Here is a 21,290-nt window from a genome sequence, read left to right on the forward strand (position 1 = left end):
TCCCGATGCCCGCACCGTTGCGCGGGCGCATCATTGACCATCCGTTCACCCGATTCATCCGATTCCCATGCTTGCTACCGATTCCGATCCGATCGTCGCCATTGCCACCGCTGCCGGCCGGGGTGGCATCGGCGTCGTCCGCGTGTCGTTCGGGCGCGGCGGCGAGGCGGCCGCGTTGCCGCTGATCGACGCGTTGTGCGGGCAGCGGCTCGCGCCGCGCCATGCGAGCTACGTGCCGTTCCTCGACGAGCACGGCGCGCCGCTCGACCGCGGGATCGCGCTGTATTTCCCCGCGCCGCATTCGTACACCGGCGAGCACGTGCTGGAACTGCAGGGGCATGGCGGGCCGATCGTGATGCAGCTGCTGCTGCAGCGCTGCCTGGATGCGGGGCGCGGCTTCGGGCTGCGGCTCGCGGAACCGGGCGAGTTCACGCGGCGCGCGTTTCTGAACGACAAGCTGGACCTTGCGCAGGCCGAGGCCGTCGCCGACCTGATCGAGGCGAGCACCGAAGCGGCGGCGCGCTCGGCCGGGCGCTCGCTCGACGGCGCGTTCTCGCGACAGATCCACGCGCTCGTCGAGGATGTGATCACGCTGCGAATGCTGGTCGAGGCGACGCTCGATTTCCCGGAAGAGGAAATCGACTTCCTGGAGGCGGCCGACGCGCGCGGCAAGCTCGCGAAGATCCGCGAGCAACTGGCGCACGTGCTCGGCGACGCGCGGCAGGGCGCGCTGCTGCGCGAGGGGTTGTCGGTCGTGCTCGCGGGGCAGCCGAACGTCGGCAAGTCGTCGCTGCTGAACGCGCTGGCCGGCGCGGAGCTGGCGATCGTCACGCCGATCGCGGGCACGACGCGCGACAAGGTCGCGCAGACGATCCAGGTCGAAGGGATTCCGCTGCACATCATCGATACGGCCGGGTTGCGCGAGACGGAGGACGAAGTCGAGCGGATCGGGATCGCGCGGACATGGAGCGAGATCGAGCGCGCGGACGTCGTGCTGCACCTGCTCGATTCGCGCACGGGGATGACGGCGGACGACGAGTCGATCGCGGCGCGGTTCCCGGACGGCGTGCCGGTGGTGCGGGTGCTGAACAAGACGGATCTGACCGGCGTGCCGGCGTGCGTCGAGCATCCGGCGGCCGAAGGCGACCTGACCGAGGTGCACCTGTCGGCGAAGCGCGGCGACGGGATCGACATGCTGCGCGCGGAGTTGCTGCGAATCGCGGGGTGGCAGGCGGGGGCCGAAGGCGTTTATCTGGCGCGCGAACGGCATTTGATTGCGCTGCGGGCTGCGCAGGAGCATCTGGCGCAGGCCGCCGATCATGCGGAGCAGCGGGCGCAATCGCTCGATCTGTTTGCGGAGGAGCTGCGGTTGGCGCAGGAGCAGCTCAATGCGATTACCGGCGAGTTCACTTCGGATGATCTGCTGGGGGTGATTTTCAGCAGGTTCTGTATCGGGAAATAAACGGCCGCCCAAGGTTGTCCAGGGTCGTCCCCCGGCAGTCCGGATCAATCGGCTGATCCGATCCGGACGGCGTCATCGCGGCAGCCGAAGCGGAAATGCATCAATCCCAATGGCGATGATGATGGTAATACCCGCCATCACCGTAATACCCGCCACCATCAGGCACCACGATGCAGCCGCTCAACAACACGGCCACGCCGGCAATCAGCAAAAGGGTTTTCTTCATCGCGTTCACCTGCTCGGATTCGACATGAATCCAGCATAGCGAGCGCCGTCAACAGCGGCTGTAAGCGATCGTTTCCCGGTGCCGCAATCCGTAACGGCGGATTATTCCGGTCACAATGACCGTAACAAATCGCCAATCCGCAGACGTTTTCACGCCACGACGACGCAGTTTCGCCCCGCATCCTTCGCGTGGTACAGCGCGGCATCGGCAGCTTCGATCAATGCATCGGGCGTCGACAGATCCTCGGCCGACACCGTCGCGCAACCGACGCTGACGCTCACGCGCCCCGCCGGCGACGAAGGCATCGGGAGATCGAGCCGCAGCACCGCTTCGCGCGCTTCCTCGGCAACGACCCGCGCACCGCGCGCGCCGGTGTTCGGCAGCACGATCGCAAACTCCTCGCCGCCATAGCGCGCGACGATATCGGCGGGGCGCCGCACCGCACCGGCCAGCGCATTCGCGACGGCGATCAGGCATGCATCGCCCTTCACGTGACCGAACGCGTCGTTGTAGGCCTTGAAGTGATCGACGTCGACCATCAGCAGCGACAACGGCTCGCTTTGCCGCCGCGCCTGCAGGAACAGCGTATGGAAATGATCGTTGAAGTGGCTGCGGTTGAACGCGCCTGTCAGCCCGTCGCGCGCGGACGAACGAACCAGCGTCGCATGTGCTTCGAACAGCTGCTGATACAGCTTCGTCACTTCCCACGCGAGCACGCACACCAGCACGCCGGGCGTGAACATGCTGAACACGCGCGCGAGATACCAGCCGACGGTGAAGCGGTTCGTGGTCAGCAGGTTCAGCGTCGTGTCGGTGAGGCCGGCGAGCACCGCGATCGCGACCCACAGGTCGAGCGTCGTGCGCAGCCGGCCGGCGGCCAGTACGGCGACGAGCGCGAGCGCATTGAGGATCCACACGACCAGCGCGATCCCGTTGACGGGCAGCTCGGCCGCGTCGGCCGGCGGATGGAACGCGGGCGGCAGGGCCACGTTCAACGCGAGCATGCACAGCAGCGCGGCCGCGACGGCCGGGCCGCCAACCAGCGCGAACGTCCACAGGCGCGTCTGCGCGGCGCCGACCGGCGCACGCGTGAGTCGCTCGCGCGCGAGCAGCGCGGCCATCACGAAGCAGGGAAAGCCGGCATGCCAGAAGACCCACATCCACGCGGCACTTTGCGGACGCGCGCCGAGCAAGCCCTGCGGCGCGAACACGCCGGGAAAGGTGAGCAGCTGCAGCGCGACGGCGAGTGCGGTGAATGCATAGGCGCCGCCGAGCGCACCGAGCACGGGCTGGCGGGTGACGGTGAATTGCGCGCCGAGGAAGAAGGCGGCGATGCTCGCGGTGGTGAACACGGTCAGCGCGCACATCGGCATGAACGGCTCGACGACCGGCAGCGCGACGTTCGCGTGCGGCACGGCGATTCCGAGCGCGAGCACGATGACGAGCGCCGTCAGCGCGCCGAACCAGAGCTGACGACGCGACGTGTGCTGGATCAGAATGCCTTCCATGGATTCCCCCCGGGCGCTCGTGCGGTCATGCCCGGTCTTGGCGCCGGGCAGCATGCATCCGGCCGCGATGCGACCGGTGCGCCCGATCCTATCGCGTTATTCGCGCGCGCTCAAATCCCGAGGCCGGGGCCGAAGTTGCCGGCGACCCAGCGCGTGACGGCATCGACGTCCGCATAGTCCTGTTCGGGCAGGCCGTCGAGCATCGACAGCACTTCGTTGCTCGCGCCGGCGCAGCGCGCGGCGTCGACGATCGCATCCTTGTTCGCCGGGTAGCGGACGGCGGCCAGCACGTCGGCGATCTGCAGATCGATCGCTTCGCCGGGGATATCGTGCGGAGGGAGGGCGGATTTGTCGTTCACGTCGGCGTCTCGCTGGTTGAGCGGGAATCGGTTCTTCGCGGAAGGGGCCCCGTTCGGATCGGGGCGACCGGCCCGGACGGAGTGCCTGCGGAGATGGCGATCGACTCAGTGCCCGCGCCGCACGCGGCGCCACGGATGCTTCCAGTCGATATGCGGTGCGTTTTCGTCGCGCGGATGCTGGCGCCGATGTTCCTGCCACAGTTCGTCGGAGAACAGCGCAGCCACGATCACGAGTGGCAATACGAGAAAGATGCCGAGTATGACTTGCTCGATCACGATAGCCTCCTTGCGGTGGCAGGAACCCTTGCTCCCATTCTAGGCTCTGAACTTCGCCCGCGGACAACTTCTTGCAGCGCGGAACGCGCCTGTTCGCGATGCCGCGGCCGGACGCTTGACGTGCACGCGGGCATCAAAAAGGACATGAACATGCAACTCCAGAACGACAAGCACTCGCTTGCACTGCGGCCGCTGGAGCGCCAGGACCTGCGCTTCGTTCACGAGCTGAACAACGACGCGAAGATCATGCGCTACTGGTTCGAGGAGCCGTACGAAACCTTCTCTGAGCTGTCGCAACTGTATGACCGCCACGTGCACGACCAGCGCGAGCGCCGCTTCGTCGCGGTCGATCCGCAAGACGAACTGGTCGGCCTCGTCGAGCTGATCGAGCTCGACTACATCCATCGTCGCGGCGAGTTCCAGATCATCATCGCGCCCCAATGCCAGGGGCGCGGCTACGCGGGCCAGGCGACGCGCCTCGCGATCGAATATGCGTTCAAGGTGCTGAACATGCGCAAGCTGTACCTGATCGTCGATACGTCGAATGCGGCGGCAATCCACGTATACGAGAAATGCGGATTCCAGCACGAGGCGGAATTGAAGGAAGAATTTTTCGGAAATGGCGCGTATCACAACGCTTATCGCATGTGCATCTTCCAGCGCGATTATTTCGAGCGGCCGCAATCGGTCTGAATAAAGCCGGGTAAAAACAGTGGCCAAGACGCCCTGCGGCCACGCGCTGCGGGGCGCCCGGCCCATTCGGGAAAATACGGGTAAATACGAGTGCGCTTATACCTGGCATTTTTCTTGTATCAGGTAATTCCGGTACCGCACTGCGGTAAATTCATATCGTTTCGGATGACTTTATGTGCAATGCATCAAAACGATCCCGATATCGAAATGAATTATCCAAACCGTTCAATCGGCGTATTGCGATTTCGCTGACAGTCTTGCTGGACAGTACTTTGCGCCCGGCGGCGCGGGCAAATTCACCCGATGGCAGATAACGCCGCGTGCGTGCGGCAAGCAAAAAATCGGGTGCGCGCAGGGTGCGACAATTCGCCGCTATTGCGATCGCACAACAAATGTGCTTGATATCGCTTGCCGGTCTTCTAAAGTGAAAAACGCGGGTTCACGATCACCTTTAAACACATAGCTAACCGAGCCTGGTGCCCGCAAGCCTGGAGACAGAACATGATGAAACGTACCGGTGTCCTCTTTGCCCTTGTCGGCGCATTTTCCGTGGTGTCGATCGCCCAGGCGGGCGGCGATGCGGCTGTCCAGCCGAAGCAGGAAATCCAGCTGACGAAGAATGCGTGGGGCTGTCTGTCGAAAGACAATCTGGACTCCGTACTGAGTCACGAGCGTGACGGCAAGTCGCAGGCGAAGCAGCAGTATTTCGACGACTACCGTTGCCTGTCGGTGCCGGAAGGCCAGCGTTTCCGCGTGGTGTCGGTCGATCAGGGCGACGTCCAGTTCGTCAGCGCCGACAACAGCGACCAGCAAGGCCTCTGGACCGATTCGCGCTTCGTCAAGCAGTAACCGCACGCGCATCTCTCGCACGCGCACGCCGGCCGGAACCGCCGGCGGCGCGGCACGAACGCGGCCCGGCCGATGCCGGGCCGTCGTGCTGTGGAGCGCCCGTCACGCGCCGGGCGCCGCGCATTCGGTATCATCACGGCCCGACCGAACCGAATGCCCGCCCGGGCCGTATCCGCATGGCGCTGAAATCCACGATCTACAAAGCCGAGCTGCAAATCGCCGACATGGATCGGCACTACTACGCCGATCACGCGTTGACGGTCGCCCGTCACCCGTCGGAAACCGACGACCGGATGATGGTGCGCATCGTCGCGTTCGCGCTGTTCGCGCACGAGCGTCTCGAATTCTGCAAGGGGCTGTCGGACGTCGACGAACCCGATCTGTGGCAGAAGGACCTGACGGGCGCGATCGACGTGTGGATCGAGGCTGGCCAGCCCGACGAACGGCGCATCTCGAAGGCGGCCGGCCGCGCCGGCCAGGTCACGGTGATTGCGTACGGCGGCAAGACCTCGGACATCTGGTGGCAGGGCGTGCGCAGCAAGGTGGAGCGACTGCGCAACGTCCAGGTGCTGTCGCTGGCCGACGGTGTCGCGGCCGCGCTCGGGCGTCTCGCCGAGCGGACGATGCGTCTGCAGTGCACCGTCCAGGACGGCGCCGCCTGGATCTCGAGCGCCGATCACGATCCCGTCGCGGTCGAATGGACGGTCCTGAAGGCGCGCGCCGACGCGTGACGGCCGGCACTCAGCCGAGCGCGGCGGGCGGCCCCTTGAATTCCAGCATGTTTCCTTCGGGATCGAACAGATAGATAGACGGCCCGTAGCCGCCGGCGCCGTAACGTTCGGCGGGGGCGCCGGGGCGCGCGCCATGCGCGGCGAAATGCGCGATCAGTGCTTCGGGGTCGAATGGCTCGACGCGCAGGCAGAGATGGTCGAGATTGCGGCCGGTGCCGGGCGGGCCGCTGTCGGGGCGGTCGATCGGGCCGCCGACCGACAGCAGGTCGATCAGCGCGTCGCCGGCGCGCAACTGTACGAGGCCCAGGTCGGGTTGTTCCTTCTCCACGTGGCAGCCGACGGCATCGCAGTAAAAGTGCGTCATCGCAGCCATGTCGGTCACGCGTAGCACGACGTGATCGATCGCGCGGATGGTCGGTTTCATGAGCGGGCACTCCTTCGCGGATGGCGTGCACCGAGTGTAGACCGCGCCGACGACGTATGCCGGAACGCGGCGCGATCGACGGACGAAAAAAAGCCCGTTCACGCAGAGCGGAACGGGCTTAATCCATATCAGGAGGAGACATGGAGGAGACAGTTCCAACTATACACACGGCGATGGTGCGTTGCAATATTCCGAGTGTAAAAAATGGTCAGGACGGCGATTTGTCGCATCCGCACTGCAGCAAAATGGTGACGCGATGATGACGAAAGCGGCGTCCACGCAGCGCTTGCGCGGCTTTTCGTCCGATTGAACGGTTTCGACGCGCCTTCGATTGTGTCCCCGATTTCGTCGGCGCGAATCACAGAGCAAGATTCAGGGCGCGACGGCCCATGCCGATGTCTAGAGTAGGCACCATCTACACTGGAGAGTGCGAGGTTCAGATGAAAACCGCCTATTCGACTGACGATGCCCGCTGGGGCGCCGTGACCGCCCGCGATCCGCATGCGGACGGCGCGTTCTTCTATGCCGTGCGCACGACCGGCGTGTTCTGCCGCCCAAGCTGCGCGTCGCGGCTGCCGCGGCGCGAGCACGTGTCCTTCTTTGCCGATCCGGCCGCCGCCCGCGCGGCCGGCTTCCGCCCGTGCAAGCGCTGCCAGCCGGAAGGGCTGCCGCGCGAGCTCGAGATCGTCAACCGCGCGTGCGCCGTGCTCGACGCGCATCCGGAGCGGCTCACGCTGCAGCAGTTGAGCGACGCCGTGCACGTGAGCCCGTTCCACCTGCAGCGGTTGTTCAAGCGCGTGGTCGGCGTGTCGCCGCGGCAGTATCAGGCCGCGCAGCGCGGCGCCGCATTGCGCGAGGCGCTGCAAAGCGGGCAGCCGGTCACGCAGGCGGCCGTCGACGCGGGGTTCAATTCGCCGTCGCGGCTTTACGCATCGGTGCCGCGCGAGCTGGGGATGGCGCCGTCCGCGTTCCGTCGTCAGGGCGCCGGCCTGCGAATCGATTATGCGACCGCGTGGACGCCGCTCGGCACGGTGCTCGTTGCCGCGACCGAACAGGGCATCTGCCGGATCGCGTTCGGCGACGAACCGGCGTCGCTCGTCGGCGAACTGAAGGATGCGTTCGCGCGTGCCGAGCTGGTCGAATCGCCGTCGCGGCTCGCGCCGTTCGTCGCGCAGATCCGCGCGTATCTGGACGGCACGCGGCACGCGTTCGACCTGCCGCTCGACATCGCGCCGACCGCGTTCCAGCAGCGCGTGTGGGAAGCGCTGACGCATATCCCGTACGGCGAGACGCGCAGCTATTCGGAGATCGCCGAGGCGCTGGGCGCGCCGCGCGCGGTGCGGGCCGTCGCATCGGCCTGCGCGTCGAACCCGGTCGCGCTCGCGATCCCGTGCCACCGTGTCGTGCAGAAGGGCGGCGCGCTCGCAGGATATCGCTGGGGCGTGCGCCGCAAGGCGACGCTGCTCGCGTCCGAGGCGCGTCATGTGCGCGACGATGAAACCGAAGCCGTTGCGGAGGGCCACGCAGTTTGAGCATCGATAAAACCACGATGACGTCGATCGCGGACGGCGGCCACGTGCCGCCGTCCGCGCAGATGGCGTTGCGCTTCAAGGCGCCGTACGACTGGGCGCGCGTGCTGCGCTTCTTCAGCGGACGGGCGATTCCGGGTGTCGAACAGGTCGTCGACGGCATGTATCGCCGGATCGTCGATCTGAACGGCGACGCGGGCAGGCTCACCGTCACGAAGCATCCGCGCCGGCATTGCCTGATCGCGACGCTCGAGGGGGCGGCCGCGCGGCATGTCGACGATGCATTCGCGCACCGCGTCGCATCGATGTTCGACCTCGGCGCCGACCCGGCCGCGATCGGCGGCGGACTCGCGCGCGACCCGTGGTTCGCGCCGCTCGTCGAGGCCGCGCCGGGGCTGCGCGTGCCGGGCGCCTGGTCGGGGTTCGAGCTTGCGGTGCGCGCGATCGTCGGCCAGCAGGTGAGCGTGAAGGCGGCGACGACGATCGTCGGCCGGCTCGTCCAGCGGGCCGGCGAGCGCGTCGTGCACGACGACGGCATGGCGGCGCCGGACGGCGCCCCCGCGTGGCGTTTCCCGACGCCGGATGCGCTCGCCGCATGCGATCTGGAGAAGATCGGGATGCCCGGCAAGCGGGCCGCGGCGCTGACGGGCATGGCGCGCGCGGTGGCGGCCGGCCACGTGCCGCTTGATCCGGCGCAGGCCGATCTCGCGACGCTGCGCCGCGCGTGGCTCGACCTGCCCGGCATCGGCCCGTGGACCGTCGAATACATCGCGATGCGCGCGTGGCGCGACCCGGACGCGTGGCCGGCGTCCGATCTGGTGCTGATGCAGTCGATTGCCGCGCGCGATCCGTCGCTCGACCGGCTCGCGAGCCAGAAAAGCCGGACCGAAGGCTGGCGGCCGTGGCGCGCGTATGCGGCGCTTCATTTGTGGAACGACGTGGCGGACCGGGCCGGCGGCGCGCGCGGCGGATGACGGTCGCCGCCGCAGGCCGGCGGGTGCGACCGGGCAGGGCCGCGACGCAACCCGCAAGGGGCGTCACGCCGGCAGTGATCGGTCGGTGATCCTCACGGTTGCGACGTTTGGCGGCGATGGGCGATCAACCCGCTCCGGTGTCCGTTGCTCCGGCGCGTACGATCGACCCGGCCGCGACGACGATGCATCGCGGGTTCGGCAGAACGGGTTGCACCTGATGGCGCTGCCGTGCTCGTCGCTCACGTTCCTTCCGACGAATGTCGCGTGATCGCCGCGTCCGTCGGCGCCGACGACGGTCGGCTGTGCGCGCGGCGTTCGCGGCCATCGGCCCGCCAGACGGCCCGCAGCGGCCGGCGCGCACCGCCCGGCGCCACCTCAAGCGCGTGTGACGGCGAGATGTTAAAGTGCCCGCTACCAACGAAGCGACCAATAATCCAGCCGGCCGCGTGCGGCATTCCGCGCGCGGCCGTCACGCACTTGCGTCTCCATGTCGAACACCATGACTCACCGCCAGTCCGAACTGCTGCTGAATCGTCTCGAAGCGCTGAGCTCGGGCCCGACGCGGCAGCATCTGCCCGACGGCCTGCGCGGCATCGAAAAGGAAAGCCTGCGCGTGACGCGCGACGGGATGATCGCGTTCACGCCGCATCCGCGCGCGCTCGGTTCGGCGCTCACGCACCCGTCATTGACGACCGACTATTCCGAAGCGTTGATCGAACTGATCACGCCGGCGGAAGGCGACGCGTCGGTCACGCTCGAACGTCTCGACGATCTGCACCGCTACGTGTATGCGTCGCTCGGCGACGAGATGCTGTGGAACGACTCGATGCCGGGCCTGTTGCCGGCCGATGATGAAATTCCGATCGCCGACTACGGCACGTCGAACATCGGCCGCCTGAAGACGGTGTACCGACGCGGCCTCGCGTATCGCTACGGCCGCACGATGCAGTGCATCGCCGGCATCCACTACAACTATTCGCTGCACGAGGAAGTGTGGCGGCGCCTGCATGCGGAAGAGGGCTCGACGGCCACGCTCGTCGATTACCAGTCGGAGCGCTATCTCGCGCAGATCCGCAACTTCCGTCGCCGCAGCTGGCTCCTGATGTACCTGTTCGGCGCATCGCCGGCGCTCGACGCGAAATTCCTGCGCGGCAAACCGCACAAGCTCGACGCGTTCGATGCCGATACGCTGTACCGGCCGTACGCGACGAGCCTGCGGATGAGCGACCTCGGTTACTCGAACACGACCGCGCAGGCCGCGCTGCACGTCGACTACAACACGCTGCCCGGCTATCTCGATGCGCTGTCGAAGGCCGTGAGCGAGCCGTATCCGCCGTACGAGGCGATCGGCACGCATCGCGACGGCGAGTGGATCCAGATCAACACGAACGTGCTGCAGATCGAGAACGAGTTCTACTCGACGATTCGGCCGAAGCGCGTCACGTATTCGGGCGAGCGTCCGCTGCATGCGCTCGCGTCGCGCGGCGTGCAGTACATCGAAGTGCGCTGCCTCGACATCGATCCGTTCGAGCCGACCGGCATCGCGCTGGAGACTGCGCGCTTCATCGACGCGTTCCTGCTCGCCTGCGCGCTCGACGAAAGCCCCGCGCTCGACTGCGACGCGTACAAGGAAGCGAATGCGAACTTCGGCAGCGTGACGATGGAAGGGCGCAAGCCGGGGCTCACGCTGGTGCGCGACGGCCAGCCGGTCACGCTGCAGGCGTGGGCGGACGACTTGATGGCCGATATCGAGACCGTCGGGCGCCGTCTCGACGAGATCCGCGGCGGCGACGAGCATGCGCGCGCGATCGCCGCGCAGCGCGAGAAGCTCGCCGATCCGGAGCGCACGCCGTCGGCGCGCGTGCTGCGCACGATGCGCGAGAACGGGCAGTCGTTCCTCGCGTTCGCCATCGCACACAGCGAAGCGCATGCCGCGCATTTCCGCGCGAACCCGCCGTCGGCGGAGACGATGCGCGCCGAGCAGGCGCTCGCGGCGAAGTCGCTGGCCGAGCAGGCCGAGCTGGAAGCGAAGGAGGCCGGATCATTCGACGCATTCGTCGCGGCCTATCGCGCCTATACGCTGAACCGCTTCAGCGTGTGATGGCCGTCGCCCGCTGCGCGTCGCGCGGCGGGCAGGCCGGCTGCGGGCCGGATGGTCGCGCGGTCATGCGCCCGGCCCGGTTCCAGCCGCTTCAGTGATGCGCGTACGTGTCGCGATCGACCACGCGCGGCAGCGCCGGCTTTCCTGATTCCACATTCGCATGGCCGTCGCTGCCGCGGCCGGCCGCGTCGCGCGCTTGGGCGGCGCGCTGCATGATCGCCTGCATGTTTTGCGGAAAGTCGGGACCGCTGGCGAGACTCGGCCGATAGCCGGCGGCCTGCAGTTCCGCGAGTTCCTGGCGAACTTGCGCGCGCGTCAGCGTCGACGCAGCCTGCGCCTGGGCTTGGGCAGCGACGGCCGAGCCGATCAGCACCAACGCGTACGCCGCAAGTTTCATGGTCTTCATCGTGTTTGCTCCGTGTGGGTTCCGGAGCCGCGCCTTCGTCGGCACGGACGGAATCGATGCAGCGAGTCTAGGCTTCGGATGCCAAACGAAACACCCTGCGTCCCGTCAGTCACCTTTGCCGGTTGAGCAACATTGCGCCGGCGGCTTGCTGGCGCGCGCGTCAGCGGGGCGCCAGCGGTCGTTCAGCGTGCGGCTGACGCCGTGTATCGGCACCGCGCGCATCGGGGTTGCCCTCCTTGTAGAAGCGCGATGCGCCTCCTAACCTCTTTTAAGCGACTGATCGGTCGGCGTTGCGGCATGGTTGCATGCGCAAGCGTCGGATGATCGTTGCGGCCGTGGAACGGACGTTTGAACGGGATCGAGGTGTGTGCAGGCGTTGATGCGCGAGCCCCGGTCGACCGCGAAGCATGGGACCCGAGTAAGCGCTAAAGCGCCAACTCGGGTCGACCGCGAAGCATGGGACCCGAGTAAGCGCTAAAGCGCTAACTCGGGTCGACCGCGAAGCATGGGATCGGAGTAAGCGCTAAAGCGCTAACTCCGATCGACACGGAGACACGAGACACGATGAATCCCACCGCAGCCCCGCCGCCCGGCATCCTGTTCGCGCAGCCGTTGACGCCCGTCGCCAACTCGCTGTTCCTCTCGTTTCTCGTCGCCATGATCCCGATCGCGGTCGCGCTGATCGCGCTCGGCGTGCTGCGCCGGCCCGCATGGCAGGCGTCCCTCGCCGGCCTCGTCGCCGGCCTCGCGGTCGCGATCGGCGCGTGGGGCATGCCGGCCAGCCTCGCGTTCGACGCGGTCGGCGCCGGCATGGCGCTCGCGGTCGTGCCGGTGATGTGGATCGTCTTCAACGCGCTGCTGCTGTACAACATCGCGGTGAAGTCGGGCCGCTTCGACCAGTTCCGGCAGTGGATGCTCGACAACCTGCCCGACGACCGCCGCCTCGTGCTGCTCGTCGTCGCGTTCTCGTTCGGCTGTCTGCTCGAGGGGATCTCCGGGTTCGGCACGCCGGTCGCGATCACCAGCGCGCTCTTGATCGCGCTCGGCTTCCCCGCGCTCGAAGCGCTCACCTACACGCTGCTGTTCAACACGGCGCCGGTCGCGTTCGGCGCGCTCGGCGTGCCGATCACCGTGCTCGGCGCGGTCACGTCGCTGCCGCCCGCGACGCTCGGCGCGATGGTCGGCCGGCAACTGCCGTTCTTCGCGCTGCTGCTGCCGTTCTACGTGGTCGGCGCGTACGGCGGCCTGCGCTCGATCGCGAAGCTGTGGCCCGCGCTGCTCGTGTCCGGCGGCAGCTTCGCGATCGCGCAGTTCGTCACGTCGAACTTCCTCGGCTACCAGCTCACCGACGTGCTGTCGTCACTCACGTCGCTGATCGTCACGATCGGCTTCCTGCAGGTGTGGAAGCCGCAACCCGATCCGCAATACGCGCTCGCGCGCAGCGTGCCCGCCGCGGCCGGCGCCGCGCGCGCGGGCTTCGGCGGCTGGCTGCCGTGGATCGTCGTGTCGGTGGTCGTGATCGTCTGGGTGCACGCGAACGTCGCGGCGATCGGCGACGTGAAGATCAAGTGGCCGGGCCTGCACAATACGGTGTTCGTGTCGCTGTATCACAAGCCGTATGCGGCGATCTGGGACTTCCAGCCGCTCGGCACCGGCACCGCGATCCTCCTGTCGGCGATCATCACGGCCGTGCTGACACGCACCGGCGTCGGCGCGTTCTTCGAATGCGTGGTCAAGACGTGGCGGCAGACATGGATCGCGATCGTCACGGTGATGATGATCGTCGGGCTCGCGTATCTGCTGAACTATTCGGGCATCAGCTACACGCTCGGCACCGGCGTCGCGTCGACCGGCGCGCTGTTCCCGCTCGTGTCGGCGTCGCTCGGCTGGATCGCGGTGTTCCTGTCCGGCAGCGACACGTCCGGCAATGCGCTGTTCGGCAACCTGCAGGTGGTCGCCGCGAGACAGCTCGGCTTCGATCCGGTGCTGATGGCCGCGACCAACTCGTCGGGCGGCGTGATGGGCAAGATGATCTCGCCGCAGAACATCGCCACGGGCGTGTCGACGACCGACCTGAAGGGGCAGGAAGGCGTCGTGTTCGCGCGCACGTTCTGGCACAGCGTGATCCTCACGCTGCTGCTCGGCGTGCTCGTGTTCCTGCAGCAGCACGTGTTCACGTGGATGATTCCGGCGCTGCCGAAGTAGCGCACGGCGGGAAGCAAGAAGGCAGGCACGAGGAAAACAACGAGGGAAGGCGCGGAAAAAGCGCAGGAAAAGTACGGGGAATGTGCAGGGAAGTGCGACGGAAACTGCGCGAAACCGGTGAACGCGGGGCGGCTCAGCGCGCGTTCACCGGCCGTGTCGCGTGCATTGGCTCGTGCGTCGCGGCCTGCGCCGGCAGGATGCACGCGAGGAACGCATCGATCGCGGGGCTCTGGCGGCGCGCCTTCAGGTAGTACACGTATTCGTCGATCGTCGTGTCGACGCCGCGCAGCGCGACGACGCGCAAGTCCGGATGACGCTCGGCCTCGCCGCGCGGAAACAGGCTGCCGCCCACGCCATGCAGGATCGCCTCGCGGATCGCTTCGCGGCTGCCGATCTCGGCGACCGACGTGGCCGCAACGCCGGCCGCCGCGAGGATCGTCTCCGTGCAGCGGCGCGTGACCGATCCTTCCTCGCGCATCAGCAGCCGCACGTCGGCGAGCTGCGCGGCGTCGATCGCGTCGAAGCGCGCGAGCGGATGGTCGCGATGCACGACGAGCACGAGCGGATCGGTGGAGATCACCTTGCGTTCGAGGCCGTCCGCGTCATTGCGCTGCGACGACACCGCAAGGTCGATGCGGAATTCCTGCAGCGCCTGCAGGATCTCCTCGGAATTGCCGATCCGGCACGTGAGGGCGATCGACGGATGCGCATGCGAGAAGCGGCCGACCGCATCCATGATGTAGTACGGCCCGGTCGCGCCGATCCGCAGATGTCCTTCGAACAGGCCGCCGACGTTGCGCAGCATGATGTCGGCCTGCGCCTCGAGCGCGATCATCTTCTCGACGAGCGGCAGCAGCTCGATCCCGGTCTCGGTGACTTCGAGCTTGCGGCCGCTGCGATAGAACAGCTCGACGCCGTACAACTGCTCGACCTGCCGGATCTGCGCGGCGATCGTCGGCTGGCTGACGCCCAGGTGGCGCGCGGCGCGCGTGATGCTGCCCTGCCGGACGGTCGCGTGGAACGCCTTCAGCTGATCGAACACGACTCGGCTTCTCCCCCCTCTTCATCGCGCGTCAGCGTAGCGCAGGCATGTGTCGGCCGGATGAAAGGCGCGCCGGGCGCCGCTTCGAAAAAAAGCTGGGGGTGACCGCAAGAAACCTGCTGGAACCGGTCACGGCCGGGACACGCCGGTGCGGAGTAATAACGGCAACGCACCGACCGCCGGCCCCGCTCGACCGGCGCCACCCTTACCGACCCACAGGATCCTCTTCATGTCCGCCACCAATCGACGCGATTTCCTGCGCCTCGCCGCCCAGTCGGCCGGCGCGATGGCCGCCTACGCCGGCTTCCCGCCCGCGATCCGCAACGCACTGGCCATACCGGCCGCCTATCGCACCGGCACGATCCGCGACGTCGAACACGTCGTGATCTTCATGCAGGAAAACCGCTCGTTCGACCATTACTTCGGCGGGCTGCGCGGCGTGCGCGGCTTCAACGACCCGCGCCCGCACCTGCTGCCGAGCGGTGCGCCGGTGTGGCAGCAGCCGCCGGCGTCGGTGTTCACGAAGAACTACCATTCGCGCGGGCTCGACCCGTCCGCGCCGTATGTGCTGCCGTTCTACCTCGACCCGAAGCAGACGACCGAATTCCAGCCGGGCACCAACCACGGCTGGAGCAGCGGCCACCTGTCCTGGAACAACGGCCAGTGGGACCAGTGGGTGAACCAGAAGCAGGACGTGCTGACGATGGGCTACCTGAAGCGCCAGGATCTCACGTACCACTACGCACTGGCCGACGCGTTCACGATCTGCGATTCGTACTTCTGCTCCGCGCACGCCGACACGGCACCGAACCGCATCTATCTGTGGACCGGCACGATCGACTCGCGCAACGTGTACGGCGCGCAGCCGAACGGCCCCGGCATCGGCGAGCGCAACAACACGAACGGCTACACGTGGACGACCTACGCGGAACGTCTCGAGAACGCGAAGATCAGCTGGAAGGTGTACCAGGGCGGCACGGGCATTCCGGGCGACCCGACCGACAACTACACCGACAATTCGCTGATGTTCTTCAAGAAGTTCCAGGTGAAGGAAGGCGCGAGCGGCCCGCTGGTCGACAAGGGCGCGTCGGACCACACGCTCGCCGAGCTGAAGGCCGACGTGCAGGCGAACCGGCTGCCGCAGGTGTCGTGGATCGTCGCGCCGTACAAGTACAGCGAGCACCCGCAGGCGTCGCCGACCGACGGCGCGTTCTACATCAACATGGTGCTCGAGGCGCTGACGTCGAACCCCGAAGTGTGGGCGAAGACGGTGTTCATCCTCAACTACGACGAGAACGACGGGCTGTTCGACCACGTCGTGCCGCCGGTGCCGCCGGTCACGAGCGGCGTGGGCGGCCAGGGCATCGTATCGTCGAACCTGCTGTCGAATCTCGGCGACGAGCTGCTCGACCTGAACAAGTACCCGGGCGAGATGAGCCCGCTCGTGCCGGGCGCGGACCCGGGCGGCATCCAGCCGATCGGCCTCGGGCCGCGCGTGCCGCTGATCATCATCTCGCCGTGGACGAAGGGCGGCTGGGTCTGCTCGGAGACGTTCGACCACACGTCGGTGCTGCGTTTCCTCGAAGCGCGCTTCGGCGTGCAGGAGCCGAACATCAGCGCGTGGCGCCGGTCGGTCTGCGGCGACCTCACGTCGGCATTCGACTTCTCCGCGCGGCCCGATACGCGCACGGTGAGCTTCACGGTGCCGCAGCACATCGCCACCGCCGGCCAGGCGTACCAGGTGCCCGCGCAGCAGTCGATGCCGGCGCAGGAGCCCGGCACGCGTCCGGCGCGCGCGCTGCCGTACGAACTGTTCGTGCATGCCCGCGTGAACGGGCGCGACGACAGCGTGTCGCTCGATTTCGCGAACTCGGGTGACGCGGGCGCCGCGTTCTACGTGTACGACCGCCGCAATCCGGCGACGCCGCCGCGCCGCTACGCGGTGTCCTCGCACGACCGCTTCGCCGATACCTGGAGCACGTCGGCCGCGCGCGGCGACTACCATCTCGCGGCCTATGGCCCGAACGGCTATCTGTGCGAATTCCAGGGCAACACGCGGCTGGCCGCGGACGGCCGCCACGCGAATCCGGAAGCGAAGATCGGCTACGACGTGCGCAATCGCCACGTGTACCTGCAACTGCGCAACAGCGGTCGTGCGGCATGCCGCGTGGTCGTCGACAACGCGTACAGCCACGCGCATGCGCGCAGCTACATGCTGGAGCCGGGCGAGCGCGTCGAGGATCACTTCGAGTTGTCGTCGAGCCACGGTTGGTACGATCTGACGATCACCGCGACGACGCTGCGCGGCGGTGACGACAAGGTCGTGCGCCGCTTCGCGGGCCACGTCGAGACGGGCCGGCCGAGCCAGAGCGATCCGGGGCCGGTCAAGCAGACGGCCTGACGGCAGGCCTGCATCATGCGGTCCGGCGTGCGCGCGCCGGCCGCACGCTGACCGCATTCCGGCACGAGGAACTGGTTTTTGGAAACTGAAAACTGTTGACAATATATCGGGCCGAGGGTATACAACGATCATTCGCCGACATGGCGCCCTCGTTCTCATCCGCGGCTTCGCTGCCTGCCCAATCATGACTGCCCCGAACGCGCTCAACGCCATCGAACTCCTGCAAAGCCAGTCGCTCGCGATGATTGTCCAGGACATGCTCGAGCGCGCGATCGTGTCCGGCGAATATGCGCCGGGCGAGAAACTCAACGAAGTCGATATCGCGACCAAGCTGAACGTGTCGCGCGGGCCCGTGCGCGAGGCATTCCGTGCGCTCGAGCAGGCCGGGCTGCTGCGCAACGAGAAGAACCGCGGCGTGACGGTGCGCGTCGTGCCGCTGCGCGAGGCAGAGGAAATCTACGAAGTGCGCGCGATGCTCGACGAGTCGGTTGCGCGCGCGCTCGCGAAACGCATTTCGCCCGATACGCTGAAGGTGCTGAAGGGCATCATCCAGTCGATGAAGGATGCGGCGAAGGCGCACGACGTCACGCGCTATACCGAGCTGAACGTGCAGTTCCACGACGCGATGGTGGTCGGGGTCGGCAATACGCACCTCACCGACACCTATCGCCGTCTCGTGCGCCAGCTCGGGCTGCTGCGCCAGGCCGCGATCGAGGCCGAGGAGGACGCGATCGCGGTGTCGGCGGCCGAGCACGGCAAGATCGTGCAGGCGCTTGCGAGCGGCGACGAGGAGAAGGCCGTCGCGCTCGTGCGCGAGCACCTCGCGCACGGCCTCGCGCGGATGCGCCGCACGCACGAGCAGGGGCTGCCCGCGGCGGGCAAGGCGGCGCGCGAGAAAGCCGCGCGCGTGTGACGCGACCGCACGGGCGGTCGTACCAAAAGCAAAGGGACGCTTCGCAGCGTCCCTTTTTCATTGCGCTTCGTTGCGCGTCGCGTCATCGCATCGTCACGCCTTGTCGGCCTTGCCCGCCGCGCTCGCGAATTTCGCGAGCCACGTGTCGATCCTCGCCGGCCGTCGGCTCTCGTCTTCCGCGCGCTCCTTGCGGCGGATCGCATTGCGCACGACGTGCGCGCCGACATAGCGGATCGGCTCCGGCGGGAAATGGCCGAGCGGGCCGCGCACGATCGGACTGCGCGTCCATGCGTTGTCGAGGTCGAGCACCAGCGACGACAGGATCTGCCCGCCCATGTAGGTCGGCCCGACGCCGTTGCCCGAATAGCCGAAGCCGTAGAACACGTTCGGCGCGTCGTCGAGGCGGCCGAAGAACGGGAAGCCCGTCACCGAGCGGTCCGACGGGCCGTTCCAGCTTGCGGTGATCGGCACGTCGGTGAGCGACGGGAAGAATTCGCGCAGGCTCCGCGTGAGCTGCGCCTCGTACGGCGAGCGCCGGTCGAACACCGGCGCGATGCGGCTGCGCCACGAGAACGTGTTGCCGCCCTTGCCGAGCATCAGCCGGCCGTCGGCGGTCGTGCGGTAGTAATACACGAAGATCCGCGAATCGAGCACCGACACGCCGTCCACGAGCCCGGTCCGCTCGAGCAGTTCCGGGCATTTCTCGGTGATGACCATGTCGCTCGACACGACCGCGATCGTGCGTTCGAACTGCGGGAAGCGGCTCGCCATCCACGCGTTGATCGCGAACACCAGCTTGCTCGCGCGCACGCTGCCGGACGGCGTGCGCACGACGGCCGGCTGCCCCGGCGTGAAGTCGACGAGCGGCGTGCGTTCGTAGATCCGGATCCCTATGTCGAGCGCGACGCGGCGCAGCCCGCGCACGAGCTTGCCCGGATGCACGGTCGCGGCGATCGGCGAGTACACGCCGTCGAGATTGCGTGCGGAGCCCGAGCGGCGCGCGACCTCGGCGGCCGGCAGCGGCTCGTAGCTGTGGATGCCGCACGCGGCGAGCGCGTCGAGCACCGGCGCGAGCGTGCCGACCTGCGCGCGTGATGTCGCGGTGTACAGCGTGCCGTCGAGCCGCAGCTCGGCATCGACGCGATGCGCGCGGCAGAAGTCGGCGATGTGCTGGACGGCCGCCTCCGACGCCTTCACGAGCCGGATCGCCTCCGCTTCGCCGAACAGCCTCCGCAGCGTCAGGAATTTCGCGGACCATGTCAGCAGGCAGCCGCCGTTGCGCCCGCTCGCGCCGGCGCCGCACAGGTCGGCCTCGAGTATCGCGATGTCGAGCGCCGGGTTCTGCTGCTTCGCCTGGATCGCGGTCCAGAGCCCGGTGAAGCCGCCGCCGACGATACAGACGTCGGCCTGCGTCGCGCCCTGCAGCGCGGGGGCGAGATCGCCGTCGTTGAACAGTGCCTGTTCGATCCAGAAGGGTCGCATCGGATGTGGTGCCGGTAAGGGTCGAAGATTGCCGTGCCGCACACGGCGGGAAAACGAAAGCGAAAACGAAGCCGCCGCGCGGCGACGCGTGACGTCGTGCGGCGAGTGCATCGCGTCAGGTCGCCGCGTCGGCGGACACACGCCGCACGCCCATCGCCTTCAGCGTGTCGGCGATCGCGGCCACCGCGCCGCGCATGCCGGCTTCGCCGAAGTGGCCGATGCAGCCGACGCGGAACGTGTCGACTTCCGTCAACTTGCCCGGATACGGAATGTAGCCGCGCTTTTTGACCTCCTGATAAAGGCGCTTGAAATCGTAGTTCGGATCGTCCGGTCTTTTGCCTTCTGTTCTCTGCATGTTGTTGACAATCTACAAATCATCAATTTTAATGTCAAGCATGGAAAAGACCTCCTCGGCGCGGCGCGGGCGCCGACAGCTCGACCCCTTCGAACCGAAAGGACTGAACGTCATGACCGAAACGCCTGTATCCGTGGAAGTGAACGGCCGCCGTTACAACTGGATGAGCCGCCCCGTGGTGGTGGTCTGCGTCGACGGCTGCGCCTACGAATATCTCGAGATGGCCGCCGAGGCCGGCGTCGCGCCGTTCCTGCGCACGCTGCTGAAACCGGGCACGGCGCTCAAGGGCGAGTGCGTGGTGCCGAGTTTCACGAACCCGAACAACCTGTCGATCGTGACCGGCGTACCGCCGGCGATCCACGGGATAAGCGGCAACTACTTCTACGATCGCGACACCGGCGCCGAGGTGCTGATGAACGATCCGAAGTACCTCGTTGCGCCCACCGTGCTCGCAACCTTCGCCGAACAGGGCGCGCGCGTCGCAGTCGTCACCGCGAAGGACAAGCTGCGGCGCCTGCTCGGCAAGGGGCTCAAGGGCATCTGCTTCTCGTCGGAGAAGGCCGACGAGGCGAGCCTCGAGGAAAACGGCATCGACAACGTGCTCGAGCTGGTCGGCAAGCCGGTGCCGAGCGTGTACAGCGCGGACCTGTCCGAGTTCGTGTTCGCGGCCGGCGTGCGCCTGCTCGAGACGCGCCCGATCGACCTCATGTACCTGTCGACGACCGACTACGTGCAGCACAAGTGCGCACCCGGCACCGATGGCGCGAACGCGTTCTACCAGATGATGGACGCGTACCTGAAGCGGCTCGACGCGCTCGGCGCGATCGTCGCGATCACGGCCGACCACGGGATGAACGCGAAGCACGACGGCGAGACCGGCGAGCCGAACGTGATCTACCTGCAGGAGCTGTTCGACGAGTGGCTCGGCCACGATGCCGCGCGCGTGATCCTGCCGATCACCGATCCGTATGTCGTGCATCACGGTGCGCTCGGCTCGTTCGCGACCGTCTACGTGCCGGCTTCCGCCGACGCCGACGCGCTGCGCGCGCGGCTCGCCGCGGTGGACGGCATCGAGGTCGTGCTGACGGGCGCCGAAGGTTGCGCGCGCTTCGAGCTGCCGCCCGACCGGATGGGCGACCTGATCGTGATCTCCAGGCAGGACGTCGTGCTCGGCACGCGCCGCATCAAGCACGACCTGTCGGGCCTCGACGTGCCGCTGCGCTCGCACGGCGGGATCTCCGAACAGATCGTGCCGCTGATCTTCAGCAAGCCGGTCGCGACCGACGTCACGGGCCGCGCGCGACTGCGCAACTTCGACATCATCGACATCGCGCTCAATCATCTGCAGTGACGC

Annotated in this window: 19 protein-coding genes and 1 pseudogene; 11 read left to right on the top strand and 9 right to left on the bottom strand. The window is 67.3% G+C overall.

Annotated features, from left to right (window positions below):
- Window positions 1-67: 67 nt before the first annotated feature.
- Window positions 68-1,462, top strand: coding sequence for a tRNA uridine-5-carboxymethylaminomethyl(34) synthesis GTPase MnmE (gene mnmE, locus WS45_RS29870; RefSeq protein WP_059534858.1), 1,395 nt, complete (start codon window positions 68-70; stop codon window positions 1,460-1,462).
- 100 nt (window positions 1,463-1,562) lie between these two features.
- Here the strand turns inward: mnmE and WS45_RS36340 are convergent, their stop codons facing one another.
- From WS45_RS36340 to WS45_RS35840, 4 genes are all read right to left on the bottom strand, one after another.
- Entirely contained in the window at window positions 1,563-1,688 is a 126-nt protein-coding gene (locus WS45_RS36340) for a hypothetical protein (protein WP_256980637.1), read from the bottom strand.
- Between the two features lie 149 nt (window positions 1,689-1,837).
- On the bottom strand, window positions 1,838-3,196 hold the full coding sequence (locus WS45_RS29875) for a sensor domain-containing diguanylate cyclase (RefSeq protein WP_059703214.1): 1,359 nt from the start codon (window positions 3,194-3,196) through the stop codon (window positions 1,838-1,840).
- 110 nt (window positions 3,197-3,306) lie between these two features.
- Window positions 3,307-3,555, bottom strand: coding sequence for a DUF2795 domain-containing protein (locus tag WS45_RS29880; protein WP_059703080.1), 249 nt, complete (start codon window positions 3,553-3,555; stop codon window positions 3,307-3,309).
- A gap of 105 nt (window positions 3,556-3,660) precedes the next feature.
- On the bottom strand, window positions 3,661-3,831 hold the full coding sequence (locus tag WS45_RS35840) for a hypothetical protein (RefSeq protein WP_006489933.1): 171 nt from the start codon (window positions 3,829-3,831) through the stop codon (window positions 3,661-3,663).
- 150 nt (window positions 3,832-3,981) lie between these two features.
- Between WS45_RS35840 and speG the strand changes: the two genes are divergently transcribed.
- From speG to WS45_RS29895, 3 genes are all read left to right on the top strand, one after another.
- Window positions 3,982-4,524 (top strand): spermidine N1-acetyltransferase, encoded by a 543-nt coding sequence (speG, locus tag WS45_RS29885; RefSeq protein ID WP_059534864.1) that lies wholly within the window; start codon window positions 3,982-3,984, stop codon window positions 4,522-4,524.
- Between the two features lie 501 nt (window positions 4,525-5,025).
- Window positions 5,026-5,373 carry a surface attachment protein Sap1 gene (sap1, locus tag WS45_RS29890; RefSeq protein ID WP_044848669.1) on the top strand — a complete coding sequence of 116 codons (348 nt, stop codon included), beginning with the start codon at window positions 5,026-5,028 and terminating at the stop codon, window positions 5,371-5,373.
- Window positions 5,374-5,549: 176 nt separating this feature from the next.
- The gene (locus WS45_RS29895; protein ID WP_006498691.1) at window positions 5,550-6,104 is read left to right on the top strand and encodes a YaeQ family protein; all 555 of its coding nucleotides are present in this window, start codon (window positions 5,550-5,552) and stop codon (window positions 6,102-6,104) included.
- A gap of 10 nt (window positions 6,105-6,114) precedes the next feature.
- Here WS45_RS29895 and WS45_RS29900 read toward each other — a convergent pair whose 3' ends face one another.
- The gene (locus WS45_RS29900) at window positions 6,115-6,528 is read right to left on the bottom strand and encodes a VOC family protein (RefSeq protein ID WP_059534865.1); all 414 of its coding nucleotides are present in this window, start codon (window positions 6,526-6,528) and stop codon (window positions 6,115-6,117) included.
- Window positions 6,529-6,968: 440 nt separating this feature from the next.
- Between WS45_RS29900 and ada the strand changes: the two genes are divergently transcribed.
- The 3 genes from ada (at window position 6,969) to gshA (ending at window position 11,132) form a co-directional block, all read left to right on the top strand.
- Window positions 6,969-8,060: a bifunctional DNA-binding transcriptional regulator/O6-methylguanine-DNA methyltransferase Ada gene (ada, locus tag WS45_RS29905; protein WP_059703082.1), complete on the top strand. Its 1,092-nt coding sequence runs from the start codon at window positions 6,969-6,971 to the stop codon at window positions 8,058-8,060.
- A 17-nt stretch (window positions 8,061-8,077) separates the two neighbouring features.
- A complete protein-coding gene (locus WS45_RS29910; protein ID WP_257140693.1) occupies window positions 8,078-9,031 on the top strand; it encodes a DNA-3-methyladenine glycosylase family protein in 954 nt (317 codons plus the stop codon).
- 487 nt (window positions 9,032-9,518) lie between these two features.
- Window positions 9,519-11,132, top strand: a complete 1,614-nt coding sequence (gene gshA, locus WS45_RS29915; protein ID WP_059691904.1) for a glutamate--cysteine ligase — start codon at window positions 9,519-9,521, stop codon at window positions 11,130-11,132.
- Between the two features lie 91 nt (window positions 11,133-11,223).
- On the opposite strand, the gene WS45_RS29920 is transcribed toward gshA, so the two are convergent.
- On the bottom strand, window positions 11,224-11,538 hold the full coding sequence (locus WS45_RS29920; protein ID WP_059703087.1) for a DUF4148 domain-containing protein: 315 nt from the start codon (window positions 11,536-11,538) through the stop codon (window positions 11,224-11,226).
- Window positions 11,539-12,102: 564 nt separating this feature from the next.
- Between WS45_RS29920 and WS45_RS29925 the strand changes: the two genes are divergently transcribed.
- Window positions 12,103-13,743: an L-lactate permease gene (locus WS45_RS29925; protein ID WP_059703089.1), complete on the top strand. Its 1,641-nt coding sequence runs from the start codon at window positions 12,103-12,105 to the stop codon at window positions 13,741-13,743.
- A gap of 133 nt (window positions 13,744-13,876) precedes the next feature.
- Here the strand turns inward: WS45_RS29925 and WS45_RS29930 are convergent, their stop codons facing one another.
- A complete protein-coding gene (locus tag WS45_RS29930) occupies window positions 13,877-14,785 on the bottom strand; it encodes a LysR family transcriptional regulator (RefSeq protein ID WP_059703091.1) in 909 nt (302 codons plus the stop codon).
- A 229-nt stretch (window positions 14,786-15,014) separates the two neighbouring features.
- Between WS45_RS29930 and WS45_RS29935 the strand changes: the two genes are divergently transcribed.
- The gene (locus WS45_RS29935; protein ID WP_059703093.1) at window positions 15,015-17,186 is read left to right on the top strand and encodes a phosphocholine-specific phospholipase C; all 2,172 of its coding nucleotides are present in this window, start codon (window positions 15,015-15,017) and stop codon (window positions 17,184-17,186) included.
- A gap of 184 nt (window positions 17,187-17,370) precedes the next feature.
- A complete protein-coding gene (locus tag WS45_RS29940) occupies window positions 17,371-18,099 on the top strand; it encodes a phosphonate utilization associated transcriptional regulator (protein ID WP_059534880.1) in 729 nt (242 codons plus the stop codon).
- Between the two features lie 93 nt (window positions 18,100-18,192).
- On the opposite strand, the gene WS45_RS29945 is transcribed toward WS45_RS29940, so the two are convergent.
- Window positions 18,193-19,581: an FAD-dependent oxidoreductase gene (locus WS45_RS29945; protein WP_059703095.1), complete on the bottom strand. Its 1,389-nt coding sequence runs from the start codon at window positions 19,579-19,581 to the stop codon at window positions 18,193-18,195.
- Window positions 19,582-19,696: 115 nt separating this feature from the next.
- Window positions 19,697-19,912, bottom strand: a pseudogene (locus WS45_RS29950) (2-aminoethylphosphonate--pyruvate transaminase); the annotation flags it as partial.
- A 136-nt stretch (window positions 19,913-20,048) separates the two neighbouring features.
- On the opposite strand from WS45_RS29950, the gene phnA reads away from it, so the two are divergent.
- On the top strand, window positions 20,049-21,287 hold the full coding sequence (gene phnA / locus WS45_RS29955) for a phosphonoacetate hydrolase (RefSeq protein WP_059703216.1): 1,239 nt from the start codon (window positions 20,049-20,051) through the stop codon (window positions 21,285-21,287).
- The last annotated feature ends 3 nt before the right edge of the window (window positions 21,288-21,290 follow it).

The sequence above is a fragment of the Burkholderia sp. RF2-non_BP3 genome (genome assembly GCF_001522185.1).
GTDB lineage: Bacteria > Pseudomonadota > Gammaproteobacteria > Burkholderiales > Burkholderiaceae > Burkholderia > Burkholderia diffusa.